This is a genomic window from Arthrobacter sp. Leaf337, from assembly GCF_001423745.1.
Classification (GTDB): domain Bacteria; phylum Actinomycetota; class Actinomycetes; order Actinomycetales; family Micrococcaceae; genus Arthrobacter.
The window spans coordinates 93,304-106,539 of record NZ_LMPC01000003.1; the positions used below are offsets into that span (position 1 = coordinate 93,304).

The 13,236-nt window shown below is 65.8% G+C and carries 12 protein-coding genes; 8 read left to right on the forward strand and 4 right to left on the reverse strand.

All coding sequences use genetic code 11. The features are described from left to right. Nucleotides 1-3 precede the first annotated feature (3 nt). Complete coding sequence (locus ASF98_RS04585; protein WP_055798084.1) at nucleotides 4-2,655, forward strand: exo-rhamnogalacturonan lyase family protein; 2,652 nt, start codon at nucleotides 4-6, stop codon at nucleotides 2,653-2,655. 9 nt (nucleotides 2,656-2,664) lie between these two features. Here the strand turns inward: ASF98_RS04585 and ASF98_RS04590 are convergent, their stop codons facing one another. Then, a complete protein-coding gene (locus tag ASF98_RS04590; RefSeq protein WP_055798086.1) occupies nucleotides 2,665-3,879 on the reverse strand; it encodes an MFS transporter in 1,215 nt (404 codons plus the stop codon). After that, on the reverse strand, nucleotides 3,876-4,715 hold the full coding sequence (locus ASF98_RS04595; RefSeq protein WP_055798089.1) for a MurR/RpiR family transcriptional regulator: 840 nt from the start codon (nucleotides 4,713-4,715) through the stop codon (nucleotides 3,876-3,878). The genes ASF98_RS04590 and ASF98_RS04595 overlap by 4 nt, the downstream gene beginning before the upstream one ends. 152 nt (nucleotides 4,716-4,867) lie before the next feature. Here ASF98_RS04595 and ASF98_RS04600 point away from each other — a divergent pair, with 152 nt between their 5' ends. From ASF98_RS04600 to ASF98_RS04615, 4 genes are read left to right on the forward strand one after another with little or no spacing between them, the layout of a single operon-like run. Then, entirely contained in the window at nucleotides 4,868-5,464 is a 597-nt protein-coding gene (locus ASF98_RS04600; protein ID WP_055798092.1) for a tripartite tricarboxylate transporter TctB family protein, read from the forward strand. Nucleotides 5,465-5,467: 3 nt separating this feature from the next. After that, a complete protein-coding gene (locus ASF98_RS04605) occupies nucleotides 5,468-6,991 on the forward strand; it encodes a tripartite tricarboxylate transporter permease (protein WP_055798095.1) in 1,524 nt (507 codons plus the stop codon). Then, nucleotides 6,988-7,998, forward strand: a complete 1,011-nt coding sequence (locus ASF98_RS04610) for a Bug family tripartite tricarboxylate transporter substrate binding protein (RefSeq protein ID WP_055798098.1) — start codon at nucleotides 6,988-6,990, stop codon at nucleotides 7,996-7,998. Before ASF98_RS04605 ends, ASF98_RS04610 begins: the two co-directional genes overlap by 4 nt. 2 nt (nucleotides 7,999-8,000) lie before the next feature. Beyond that, on the forward strand, nucleotides 8,001-8,657 hold the full coding sequence (locus ASF98_RS04615; RefSeq protein ID WP_235505609.1) for a methyltransferase: 657 nt from the start codon (nucleotides 8,001-8,003) through the stop codon (nucleotides 8,655-8,657). Here the strand turns inward: ASF98_RS04615 and ASF98_RS04620 are convergent. Then, nucleotides 8,630-8,983: a helix-turn-helix transcriptional regulator gene (locus ASF98_RS04620; RefSeq protein ID WP_055798100.1), complete on the reverse strand. Its 354-nt coding sequence runs from the start codon at nucleotides 8,981-8,983 to the stop codon at nucleotides 8,630-8,632. The two genes, ASF98_RS04615 and ASF98_RS04620, sit on opposite strands and share 28 nt — an antisense overlap. Nucleotides 8,984-9,049: 66 nt before the next feature. Here ASF98_RS04620 and map point away from each other — a divergent pair, with 66 nt between their 5' ends. After that, entirely contained in the window at nucleotides 9,050-9,832 is a 783-nt protein-coding gene (gene map, locus ASF98_RS04625; protein ID WP_055798103.1) for a type I methionyl aminopeptidase, read from the forward strand. Here map and ASF98_RS04630 read toward each other — a convergent pair. Beyond that, nucleotides 9,804-11,174, reverse strand: a complete 1,371-nt coding sequence (locus ASF98_RS04630) for a cation:dicarboxylate symporter family transporter (protein WP_055798106.1) — start codon at nucleotides 11,172-11,174, stop codon at nucleotides 9,804-9,806. The genes map and ASF98_RS04630 overlap by 29 nt on opposite strands. A gap of 435 nt (nucleotides 11,175-11,609) precedes the next feature. Here ASF98_RS04630 and ASF98_RS04635 point away from each other — a divergent pair, with 435 nt between their 5' ends. Both ASF98_RS04635 and ASF98_RS04640 read left to right on the forward strand, forming a co-directional pair. Beyond that, nucleotides 11,610-12,092, forward strand: coding sequence for a hypothetical protein (locus ASF98_RS04635; protein WP_055798109.1), 483 nt, complete (start codon nucleotides 11,610-11,612; stop codon nucleotides 12,090-12,092). Nucleotides 12,093-12,562: 470 nt separating this feature from the next. Continuing rightward, nucleotides 12,563-13,234 carry a response regulator transcription factor gene (locus ASF98_RS04640; RefSeq protein ID WP_055798113.1) on the forward strand — a complete coding sequence of 224 codons (672 nt, stop codon included), beginning with the start codon at nucleotides 12,563-12,565 and terminating at the stop codon, nucleotides 13,232-13,234. Nucleotides 13,235-13,236: the final 2 nt, after the last annotated feature.

The following is a 13,236-nucleotide window of genomic DNA, read 5'->3' on the forward strand; positions in this document are numbered from 1 at the left end:
ACGATGACCGACGCCACACTCAACTGGCTCGACGGCGAGGCCCCCGCGGAGCTTCCCGGCGGCACCACCTGGGGCATGCCGTTCACCCGGGGGTCTCTCGCCGGCGTCGACGGGATCACCGTTTCGGACGCGGACGGGCGGCCTGTCCGCTCGCAGGCCTGGCCCCTCGCCACCTGGCCGGACGGATCGCTGAAATGGGCCGGCATCGCGCTGCCGGCAACCCATTGGCCCTCAGCGCATTACCGGGTGACGTCCGACGGCGGCGCCCCGCCGGCGCCCGAACCGTCACCGCTGATTACGGTGACGGAGTCGGAAGATAGCCTCACAGTCTCCACGGGCACTCTGGCCATGGTCATCAACCGCCGCGGTGACACCCTGTTCAACTCCCTGTCCCGCGGCGGCGCCGTCGTGGCAGAAGACGCCCGGCTGGTCAGCCTCCTCCAGGACAGCGTCCCGGACGGCCCCGGCAGCGTGAGCCGGCAGTCGTTCACCGGCGAGGTGACCGCCGTCGTGCTTGAACAACATGGCCCGGTCCGCGCAGTGGTGCGGCTGGAGGGCACCCACCGGCCGGACCACGCGGACGCGGACGGGAAGCGGCGAAGCTGGCTGCCGTTCGTGGTCCGGTTCTACTTCCACGCCGGTGCCCGCAGCGTGCGCATGGTCCACTCGTTCATCTGGGACGGCGACGCGGACCGTGACTTCCTGGCCGGCCTGGGCGTCCGTTTCACGGTGCCGCTGGAGGGCCAGCTGCACGACCGGCATGTGCGCATCGCAGGGGCCGACGGCGGTTTCCTCACCGAAGCGGTGCGCGGGCTGACCGGCCTGCGCCGCGACCCCGGCGAGGAGGTCCGGCGCGCCCAGATCGACGGACGGCCGACTCCGCCCCTGGAGGAGTGGAGCGAGCTGGTGTCCGGGCGGCTGCACCTGATCCCGGCATGGAACGACTACACGCTCACCCAGCTCAGCGCTGACGGCTTCGAATTACGCAAACGGACCGGCGAGGGCCACGGCTGGGTAGGAATCTCCGGCGGTACGCGGGCCTCCGGTTTCTGCTCTCTCAGCGATCCGCGCGGCGGCATCGGCATCGGCATCCGTGACTTCTGGCAGTCCCACCCGGGCCAGCTGGACATCCGCGGCGCCGCCACGGCCCGGGCCTCGGTGACGGCCTGGCTCTACTCCCCCGAGGCGCAGCCCATGGACCTGCGGTTCTACCACGACGGCCTGGGGCAGGACACTTTCGAGGACCAGCTCGAGGGCCTGGAAATCACCTACGAGGACTACGAGCCCGGCTTCGGCAATCCGCACGGCATCGCCCGCACCCACGAACTGACGCTCTTTGCCTACGATTCCACGCCGGACACCGCGTCCCTCGCCGCCGATGCCGCCGCCGCGTCGGCCCCTGCGATGCTGCAGGCCACGCCCTGGCACCTGCACTCGGCCGGTGTGTTCGGCGACTGGGCGCCCGTGGACCGCGGCACCCCGGAGCGGGCGGCACTCGAGGACAAGCTGGATTTCCTGGTCGACTTCTACCAGGGCCAGGTGGAACAGCGCCGCTGGTACGGGTTCTGGAACTACGGCGACGTGATGCATACCTACGACTTCGACCGGCACGCGTGGCGGTACGACGTGGGCGGCTACGCCTGGGACAACTCGGAGCTCTCCCCCGACCTGTGGCTCTGGTATACGTACCTTCGCACAGGCCGCAGTGACGTGTTCCGCCTTGCCGAGGCCATGACGCGGCACACCGGCGAGGTGGATGTCTACCATCTGGGCGAGTGGCGCGGCCTGGGTTCCCGGCACAACGTCCAGCACTGGGGCTGCAGCGCGAAGCAGCTGCGGATCAGCACCCCGGCCTACCGGCGCTTCTACTACTACCTGACGGCGGACGAACGCACCGGCGACCTGTTGTCAGAACTGGTGGACAGCGACCGGAACTTCCTGGGCCTGGACCCCACCCGGAAAGTCCGCACGGACAGCGCCACCTACCGTCCGGACCGCAGCGCCCTTGCCGTGGGACTGGGGACGGACTGGGGATCGCTGGCCGCCACCTGGCTCACCGACTGGGAACGCACCGGCAACCCGCGGTCGCGGGACAGGCTGCTGGGCACCATGGCGGATATCGGCGCGCTGAAATACGGCTTCCTCACCGGCGAGGCGCTGTACAACCTGGACACCGGACGGTTCGACGCCGGCCGCGACATGATCCTGGTTTCTCACCTTTCCGCGGTTTTCGGGCTGGTGGAAATCTGCAGCGAGCTCATCAATCTGGTGCCGGACGCCGCCTTTGAGCGGGCGTGGCTGCAGTACTGCCGGCTCTTCCTGGCATCACCTGAAGAACAGGTTGCCGAGGTGGGCCAGCCGCTGGACGGAATCCACCTGACGCAGGCCCACAGCCGGCTCAGCGCCTACGCAGCGGCGCGGCTGGGGGACGCTGAACTGGCCGCCCGGGCCTGGACCAGCTTCGCGGAAGGCGGGGAACACCTCAACCACGCGGAAGCATTCACGCTGCAGAAGATCGAACCTCCCTATGTCCTCACCACCGTGGACGAAGCCCCCACGGTGTCCACCAACGACACCGCCCAGTTCGGCCTGGCGGTGATCCAGAACCTGGCACTGATCGGGGACCAGCTTCCGGCGCTCCAGCGGGTCCGCTGAGCGGCCGTCTCAGCCGCCGTCGGCCGGGTCAACGGCCGGCGTGCCTGTGCCGGATCCGGCGTCGGACCCGGCCACCACCACGATGGCCCCGACGAGCAGCGCCGCGTTCGCCCAAAATATCCCCAGCACCCCCAGCGGTGCGGCCGCGGCACCCATGGCGATGGGCAGCGAGATCTGGGCGAACCGGTTCACCGTCAGCCGGAGGCCCAGGACTGCACCATGGTGGGAAGCATGGGTCAGCGAGGTAACCCATGCCATGGTCAGTGGCTGGGGTATGCCCAGCCCCAAGCCAAGGCCCACCATCACGGCAATGGCACCGTAGACTCCGGTCAGCGGCAGGGCGAGCAGCGCAACAGCCGCTGCGGCAATCGAGACGATCAGCAGTACCTTCCGCCCGAACCTGGCTATGAGACGCATAAGGCCCAGCCTGCTCAGCACGGAGACGGCGGCCCGGAGGGCCAGCAGGAGTCCGACGGCGGTGGCGCTGATTTCTTGTTCGGTGGCCCAGACCGGGACGAACGCATACATCAGGTCCACCGTCACAAGTACCGCACCGCTGACAGCAAGGGACCGCCACATCCCGGGTGTCTTGAGGACGCCGCCGATCTTTGCCGGCGCGTTGATCACGTCCAGGCGTTTCCTCCGGAGCGAGCTGTCAGTGCGCCGCAGGAAGAAGAAGGCCGGGGTGGCCAGCACACTGAAGCCCATGCATACGAGAAGGCCCAGGTTGGTGTCCGGCGCCGCCCCGCCGGCAGCTCCCTGCGAAGCAACGAACGTCACGGCGGGCGGGCCGATCAGCTGGCCGATCGAGGCAGCCGCGGTCAGTGTCCCGAACGCGCTGTCTGTGGAGCCTTTGACGCTGACATGGGCAACGAACGTCTGCTGGCCCACCATGACCAAAAGATGTCCCAGCCCGATGAAGGCACTGGCCACGAGAAGAAACGGCAGCCCGGGCACGGCGAACAGCATTCCCGTTCCCGATGCCGCCGAGATCAGGCCGATAAACGCCATGCCGGTTCCGCCGCGGCGGTCCGCGATCCGGCCCGCCGGCAGCGCTGCGAGCAGGGCAGGGAGCGCGAACGTGGAGGCAAGCAACCCCAGGAACACCGGATCGGCGCCGAAGGCTAGTGCGCGGTAACCGATCATCAGGCGGATGCCCACCCACGCCGCCTGCGCCAGGATGGCCTGGCCACTGAGCGCCCGCCGCCAGGCCAGTGCGCTCACGCGCGGAGGGGAATTTCGTCCGTCCCGCCGAACAGCCTGGTCAAGTCATCGATGCTGTCGCGCACTGCTTGGTAGCGGATCGGGTCGAGGTGGAAAATAGCCAACTGCAGGGCGTAGGCCAATGCCACCGGAATCAGTTGGGTGCGGTATTCGGTGTCGTCACCGCGCCGGGCGGCGATGAGGTGGTCCGGGCTGGGGCGGAACCTGTAGCCGGGGACGTCGGAGATCACGATGGACTTCCCGCCCCTGCGGGCAGCTTCGGCGGTCAGGGTGGCAAGCTGCCGAGGTGCCTCCCGGAGCGCCAGGGAAATGAGCGTGCTGTGTTCGTCAAAGCTGACGAACCGTTCCGCGAGGTCCTTGGGGGTGGGGGCGAGCATCACCGTGGTCAGCCCGAGGCGCCTGAGGCGCCGTGACAGCAGATCGAGGGTTGACCTCTCGTCGTTGTTGGAGAACAGGTACACGGTCCGCGATTCGTGAAGAATCCGCGCCGCCGCCTCCATGTCCTCCTGCGGGACGAAATGCGGCAGGCGTTTCAGGGCACGGATTTCATCGGAAATAAAGGCCGAGAGGTCGTAGCCCGATTCCCCGCGCATGATGGTCCCGCTGGTCTCCGTTGCTTCCTCATCCCGGCGCAGGTCACTCCGCAGCTCCGGATAGCCGCGGTAGCCAAGTTTCTTTGCCAGCCGAACCACCGTTGACTCATGCGTCTTTGCCCGGTCCGCGACCTCCGCAGCAGTGATGCCGGACATCTGGTCCCCCATCAGCACGTTCATAACGCGTTCCTCGGAAGCGCTGAGCTGGACCGCGCTGCTGGCCACTACTGCTTTGAAACTCAAGATGACTCTCCTTTGAGAACCCTGCGGGCAAACCTGTGATGCTTGACACTCTCTCACGAACATGCAATCCTGTGCAAGATTGCAAGTGAGGCTCCTGCCGAAACTTGCGACCCATATATTCTCCCTTTGCCGCAGAGAGGCGGACAACAAAGATGCAAACCCTCAACGCACCCGTTGCGCTTGAATGGACAGTCGCCTCGGCGGCCCTTGCCGGGGGTCTCGCCGTCGCCGGTGTGGGCGCCGGGTATGGACTGACCAACACCTCCGGCGTGGGTGCCGGTTTCTTCCCCACCGTGGCCGGAACGCTGATGGCTCTGGCAGGCGTCCTCTGGATCCTCCAGCTCCTCGCCGCACGCCGCACCGCTGAGCCGGTGCCGGTTGCCGGCGACGTCCGAGAATCAGTGCCGCCGCACCACGAATCGGAGTCGGCGCTGGTGTCCCTGCTCGATGACGACAACAGCGACGAACCCGACGTGGCCGACTTCCCGGACCACCAGGGCTGGGCCAGGGTGGGCATCATCGTCGGGTCCATCCTGCTCGCAGCGCTGCTCCTTCCGTTCCTCGGCTACACCGTGGTCATGACGCTGCAGCTGGGGACCATCCTCTACTTCGTCAGCAAACGGAAGCTGTGGATCTCGGTGGCCGTGGCCATCGGAGCCGCCCTCGCGTCCCGCCTGGTCTTCGAGGTGTGGCTCGGCACAGCCCTTCCCACCGCCAGCATCGAATTCCTCGCCGGATTGGGGCTGTAACCCATGGGTTTTGATCAGCTCCTGGGCGGCCTCGCCACAGTCTTCACCCCGGAACACCTGCTCTTCGCGTTGCTCGGCTGCGTGCTGGGCATGCTGGTGGGCGTCCTGCCGGGCTTCGGCCCCGCCGCGGCAGTGTCGCTGCTCATCCCGGTCACTTTCGGGCTGGACGCCACCTCCGCCATCATCATGCTCGCCGCCATCCTGTACGGCGCTGCGTACGGCGGAACCACGACGGCGGTGCTGCTGCGGATTCCCGGCGAAGCCTCCTCGATCGCCACCACCCTGGACGGGTACCAGATGGCCAAGAAAGGCCGCGGCGGTCCGGCCCTGGTCATCGCCGCCCTGGCCTCGTTTGTCGGTGGCCTGATCGGCGTCATCGGATTCGTGGTGGTGGCACCCTTCAGCCGGCTGGCGCTGGAGTTCGGCGCCCCGGAACTGTTCCTGGTTTCCCTGCTTGGCTTCGCCCTCATCACCAGCTTCGCCGGCTCCAACCCGGCGAAAGCCCTGCTGAGTGCCGCCGCCGGACTGGCCATCGCCACCGTGGGCGTCGATTCCGGCGTCGGTATTGCCCGCTTTACCTTCGACATGCCGGAACTGTTCGACGGCGTCGGCCTGGTCGCCGTCGTGATGGGCGTCTTTGGCCTGAGCGAAGTACTCGGACAGGCACAGAAGGGGCCGCTCGGCGTGCCGAGCCCCCTCAAAGTCGCCCGGCTCCTGCCCACGCGGACCGACCTGCAACGCTCGGCACTGCCGTCCCTTCGCGGCTCCGTCATCGGCTTCTTTATGGGCCTGCTCCCGGGATCCCCCGGGGCCGCCACCTCCCTGGCCTCCTACGCAGCGGAGAAGAAGCTGTCCAGGCGGCGTTCCGAATTCGGCAAGGGCGCCGTGGAAGGTATCGCCGGTCCGGAGGCAGCCAACAACGCCCTGGCCGTCTCCTCGATGATCCCGCTGTTCACGCTCGGCATCCCCACCTCGGCCACCGTGGCCATCATGGCCGGCGCGTTCACCATGAATGGTTTAATCCCTGGACCGCTGCTGTTCCGCGACAACCCGGACGTGGCCTGGGCCATCATCGCCAGTCTGATCGTGGGCAACCTGATCCTGCTCATCCTCAACGTCCCCCTCGCCCGGGTGTGGATCGCCGTGCTCAAGGTGCCGTTCCACTACCTGATGGCCGCCATCCTCGCGTTCATGTTCCTGGGCACGTACTCCATCAACGGCAGCCCGTTCGACATCCTGATCATGCTGGGAGCCGGCGTCCTTGGCTACGTCTTCCAACTGGTGAAGGTCCCGCTCACGCCGCTGGTCCTGGGACTGATCCTCGGACCCATGCTAGAAGAGAACTTCCAGCGCTCCCTGGCCCTGTCCCTCGGCGACTACGGCGTGTTCATGGAGGGCCCCATCAGCCTCACCCTCATCGGCGTCATTGTCGTCGCCATCCTGTTCGGCGCAGTCCGCCCCCTCATTGCTTCCATGCTGAAGAAGAAGTCCCACATCCCCGTCGCACCAAAGGAGCTTGCGAAATGAAGAAACTCACTGCCCTGACCACCACGGCCCTCGCCGCCGCCGTCGCCCTCGCCCTGACCGGCTGCGGAGGCCAGGCAAACAGCAGCACCGCCAGCAAGGCCGCCGACTTTCCCAAAGCCGGCTCCACGATTGAGTGGATCGTGCCCTCGGCGGCAGGCGCCGGCAACGACATCCTCGCCCGCATCGTCGCGCCCGTCATGCAGGAAGACCTGGGCGCGAACATCAAGGTGGTCAACAAGGAAGGCGGCAGCCAGGTGGTGGGCCTGAACTACGTCGCCAACGCCAAGGCGGACGGACTCACTTTCGGCAACACCAATATCCCGTCCATCCTGGGACGCTACCTGGACCCAAGCAAGAAGGCAGCCTTCGACCGCAGCAGCTTCACACCCATCGGGTCCTTCGCCACCAACTCCGTGGTGATCGGCGTCAACAAGGACAGCAAGTACAAGAGCATCAAGGAGCTCTTCGACGCAGTCAAGGCAGAACCCGGAAAGATCACCGTGGGCACCGACTCCCGCGCCGGCGACGACCACATCAACCTTCGCCTCCTGGAAAACCAGCTGGGCTTGGACTTCAACATCGTGCATTACAACAGCGGCGCGGACAAGGTCGCCGCCATTGTCTCCGGCGAGACCGACTTCGCCCTCGGCGGAGTCTCCAGCTTCTTCGGCCAGTACAAGGCCGGAGACATCAAACTGCTGACCGTCGTCGAGAACGACCCCAGCCCGTTTGCGCCCGAAGTCCCCACCATGAAGAGCGCCGGCTATGACGTCGAGCCGATGGCCAGCAACTTCGCCCTCTCCGTCCCCGCCAAGACGCCCAAGGAAGTCGTGGCACGGCTCGAAGCTGCCCTGAAGAAGGCCACCGAAACCCCTGCCGTGCAGGAAAAGCTCAAGGGCGCAGCCACCGCGCCGGCGTGGAAGTCCAGCAGCGACGTAGCCAAGCTCTGGGAAGAACGCGAGAACACCATCAAGCCCGTCATCGACGAACTCCTCCAGCAGAAGTAACTGTGGACACCAACAGAAAGACCGGCGACGGCATGAACGCAACACCCGATTTCACGGCCCCTGGCCAGCTCCCGACCGACGAACTGGTGCGCCTGCTCGGCGCTGTTCCGGCCGCCAACATCGGCGACGCCCAGGAACGGATCGGCGTGGCCTCCGGGCTCTCCCCCGTCTGGACCGGCGCCAAACTCGCCGGTCCCGCGTATACGGTGTGGACCCGTCCAGGCGACAACCTGTTCATCCACAAGGCCCTCGACGGCGCCCAGGCGGGGGACGTCATTGTGATCAACGGCGGCGGCGACGTCTCCCGTGCACTCATCGGGGACCTGATCGGCATTCGGGCCAAGAGCATGGGTATCGCCGGCTTCGTCATTGACGGCGCCGTCCGCGACGCCGATGCCCTCGCCGAGTGCGGGCTGCCGGTGTTCGCCCGCTCCGTGACCCCCGCCGGGCCGTACAAGTTCGGCCCCGGCCGGCTGCAGATCCCGGTGGCGATCGCCGGCGTCGTGGTTTCCCCCGGCGACATCGTGGTGGCGGACGCGGACGGCGTGGTGGTGGTCAGGCGGGAAGACGCCGACCACGTCCTCGTCGAGGCCCAGCGGATCGAAGCCAGGGAAACGGAGAAACGGATTTCCTACGAGGCAGCCATGGTGACCGGATAGCTCCGGGAACTATAGACAGGCACGACGGCGGACGGTCCCTCAGGCGGACCGTCCGCCGTCGTGCTTTCTTCAACGCCACGTTCGGGCTGGTTGATCTCGGCCCAGACCGCATCGAGGGAGAGGCCCAGGACATCGGCGATCGCCGCGATGGTGGGGAAGGCAGGAGTGGCTATGCGGCCCGTCTCGATCTTCCGGAGTGTCTCCGGCGAGACACGGGCATCGAGCGCGACATCGAGCATCGAGCGCTCTCCCCTGGAGAGGCGCAGCAGGGCGCCGAGACGCTGTCCGCGCTCGACTTCGACGGGTGTGAGGGGCAACCTGACCATGGCTCCAATTCTAATACCGGGATAATATGGCCGGTATAGTTATTGGTTTCCAGAGAAAGGCGCCGCATGATCGAGATCCTGAACCCCACCGAACTGCACCGGGCGAAGGAGGCCGGCGCCCTGGTCGCCCACATCCTCCGGACGCTCAAAAGCCGCAGCACGGTGGGCACAAACCTCCTGGACATCGACCGGTGGGCCAAGGCCATGATCGCCGAAGCCGGAGCGCAGTCCTGCTACGTCGACTACGAGCCGTCCTTCGGGCGCGGGCCGTTCGGCCACTACATCTGCACGGCCGTCAACGACGCCGTGCTTCACGGACTGCCGCACCGCTACACGCTTGCCGACGGCGACCTGCTGACGCTCGACCTCGCCGTCTCCAAAGACGGAGTCGCCGCAGATTCCGCCATCAGCTTCATCGTGGGCGACTCAAAACCTGCGGAGAGTGTCGCGATGATCAGCGCGACCGAACGCGCATTGAGCGCAGGGATAGCCGCCGCCCGCCCCGGAGCCCGCATCGGCGACATCTCCCATGCCATCGGCACCGTCCTCAGCGAGGCAGGCTACCCGATCAACACCGAGTTCGGGGGCCATGGCATCGGATCAACGATGCACCAGGACCCGCACGTCCCGAACACCGGACGCCCCGGCCGCGGATTCCAGCTGCGCCCCGGGCTGCTGCTGGCGCTGGAGCCGTGGGTCATGGCGGACACCGCCAAGCTCGTCACAGATGCCGACGGGTGGACGCTCCGGAGTGCGACAGGCTGCCGGACAGCACACAGCGAGCACACCATCGCCATCACCGAGGACGGCGCCGAAATCCTTACCTTGCCGAAGCAGACGCAACCTTAAGGTCCGCCGTCGTGCCTTCAGCGTTTACCGCTACTTCCGGGAGCTCCCCGCTGAAGGCGCGCAGCATGGCATCACGGTCGAACTGGCCCTCCCATTTGGCCACCACGAACGTGGCCACGCAGTTGCCCAGCAGGTTCACGGAGACACGCATGGAGTCCATCAGGCGGTCGGCGCCCAGGAGCAGGGCAACTCCGGCCACCGGGAAGATGCCCAGCGCGGCTGCGGTTGCCGAGAGCGCCAGGAAGGCCGAACCGGGGACGCCCGCCATGCCCTTGGAGGTCAGCATCAGGATGCCCAGGGCGGCGAGTTGCTGGCCAAGGTCGAGGTTGTGCCCGAAGGCCTGGGCCAGGAACAGCAGGGAAATGGAAAGGTACAGCGCGGCGCCGTCAAGGTTGAAGGAGTATCCGGTGGGAACCACCAGTCCGGTGGTGGCCCGCGAGCAGCCGGCGTTGGTCAGCTTGGTCATGATGCGCGGCAGCACGGACTCAGTGGACGCCGTGCCCAGAGCCAGCAGGAATTCTTCGCGGCTGTACTTGATGAACTGCCACAGCGGGACCCGCGGATACACCCAGGCCACCACGAACAGCAGCCCGATGAAGATGATGGCCGCCCCGTAGCAGGCCGCAATCAGCAGCGCGTAGGTGCTCAGCGAGCCGAGCCCGTACTGGCCGATGATGAACGCCATGGCACCGAACGCGCCCACCGGGGCAACCCGCATCACCCAGCCCATGATCTTGAAGAACAGCTCCAGTACCGTCTCCAGAAGCGTCACCACAGGCAGGCAGCGTTCCCGCCCCACCACCACGATGGCCCCTCCGAAGAACACCGAGAAGCAGAGCACCTGCAGCAGGCTGTTGGAGGCGAACGCGCCCACCACGCTGGTGGGAATGATGCCGAGCAGGAACGCACCGGCGTCCTTAGGCGGGGCCGTGCCGGTCTTGGCGTTGAGGGCATCCTGGGACAGGGTGTTGGGATCGATGTTCAGGCCGGCACCGGGCTGGACGATGTTGCCCACCACCAGCCCGAACACCAGGGCGAATAGCGTAGCCCCGGTAAAGTACACCAGCGCCTTCACGCCCACCCGGCCCACGGCCTTCACGTCACCCACGGCGGAGATGCCCGTGACGATCACCAGGAAGATCAGCGGGGCGATGATCATCTTGATCAACTGGATGAAACCGTCGCCCAGCGGCCGCAGGGCTGAGCCGAGATCAGGCCAGAAGTGGCCGATCCCTATACCCAGGCATACGGCTACGAGGATCTGAAAGAAGAGTGACTTGTAGAGCGGCTTCTTCGGGGGCGTGCTGCTTGTGTCGGACGGTAGGGGCGAGGCGAGTTTCATCAGTGCTGCCAATCAACGGGGAAAAGGCGCTGGACGCCTTCAGGTCACGGGCAACGCTAGGGACCTCGTGTTTCCGGAATGCTAAATCCATACTGCGGAATTGTTTAACCGCAAGATGGAAACTCCCGCGGTTAGTGGTTCCATGTCCAGGCGTGCGAGATATCCGGATACCGGACATCTGGAATAAACCCGACTTTTCCCCGTCAATTCGCGGAAAAAAGGTGCGCAAGGGCTCTGGCGCCGCGGCAAAAGCAGGCGGACGATTGTACTACCGGGCCACGAATTTACGTGGGAAGAGCCCGGAGTCAAGCCCCCGCGGAGGCCGGGTGTGCTGTTTGAAAATGGGATGGCAGGCTGAGGCCGCAACCAGTTTTCTTGATCGTGGCCGGACGGCGCTGTCCGAAAATGATTCGCATCCTTCTAGGAGCAAAAGAAATGTCCATCACTCCAACAACGAAAGCCCGCACCCGGGCAATCGCCTTGGTCCCGATCGTCTCACTCGGACTACTCGGGGGTTCCGTGGCAGTGGCTGCCCCGGCACAGGCGGAAACCAGCCGGAACGGCTGTACCGTCAACCCTTTGGATCCACGTGACCTTCGCGGCAACCGGGTCGACTTCAGGATCAAAGTGGAATGCAGGGCCGACCGGACCGTCCAGATCCGCCAGCTTCGCTACGAAGACGAGCGCGGCCCGCGGCGCAGCGACGACTTCCTCGGCAGCTCTCATTTCACCGAGAAGTTCAATTGGCGCGACACCAGGACGATTCACAGCGTGGACCGCGTACCCAACCTTGACCGGAGGGGCAGCGAAGAGGTCTACCACATCGTTTCCTTCCGCGTGAAGAACAACAACGGACACTGGTCCGACTGGACCCGGTGGGAGAAGAGTGGCGTCGTGGAGGTTCAACGCGGTCGGTGAACTGATCCGTTTCGCTATTCGGATTAACGAGCCAGGGGCGAAGCAGCCCCTGGCTCTTCCGTCCGGCGGCTTTTCCGTCCAACGGCAGAAATGTTTTAGGGGATTGACGTTTGCCGGGAGCGCTGGCAGGGTGGGTCGAACTTAACCAGCCCGCCGCCGTCGTCCGCTTTCGCCCACGGATCCGGCGTGAATCTAAGTACATCTGAGTACTCCGGCACTGGCCGCCCTCCCTAAACAAGTAATCACCACTCGTGTATTTTTTGCCGACAAGTGGTTATATACGGGGGTCCGTAACATGCTCGCTGTCTCGGCGGATCGGCCACCACCGCTCCCTCGGACCCCTCCAAGAATCACCCAGGAGACCCCCAGGTATTCTTGGACGTCGAATTCCCCGGAATGTCGCCAGGAGCGTACACATGCGATTCCACGAGCCGGCGCAAGCCCGGATGCCACGCCTCCGAAGGTGAGCCGTGATCCGCATACTGGTTGCCGAAGACGAAGAGCGCATCGCCAGGTTCATCGAAAAGGGCCTGCGCGCGGCCGGCTACGCCCCCACCGTGGTTTCGGACGGGGTCACCGCCATCGACTATGCCTCCAGCGGAGAGTACGACCTGCTGCTTCTCGACGTCGGGCTTCCCCGCCTGGACGGTTTCACCGTGCTCAGTGTGCTGCGGCGGGACCACCTGAGCATTCCGGTCATCTTCCTGACCGCGCGGGACTCGGCCGCGGACACGGTGGCAGGATTGGAGGGCGGCGCGGATGACTACATGGCCAAGCCGTTCGGGTTCGATGAGCTCCTGGCCCGCATCAGGTTGCGCCTGCGCCCGTCCGACACCACCGACGCACTGGCGGGCAACACCATGCGCTACGGATCCCTGGAGTTGAACCTCCACACCCACACGCTCCGGGTGGGCGACAAGACAGTGGAACTTTCGGCCCGCGAGTTCGCCATCGTGGAAATGTTCCTGCACCACCCCGGCCAGATCCTGAGCCGCCAACAGCTCCTCAGCCAGGTGTGGGGTTATGACTTCGACGGCACTTCCAACGTGGTGGATGTGTACGTGCGCCAGCTCCGCCAGAAGATCGGGGCCGAACGAATTGTGACCGCCCGCGGTGCTGGATACCGGCTGGCAACGTCATGAAG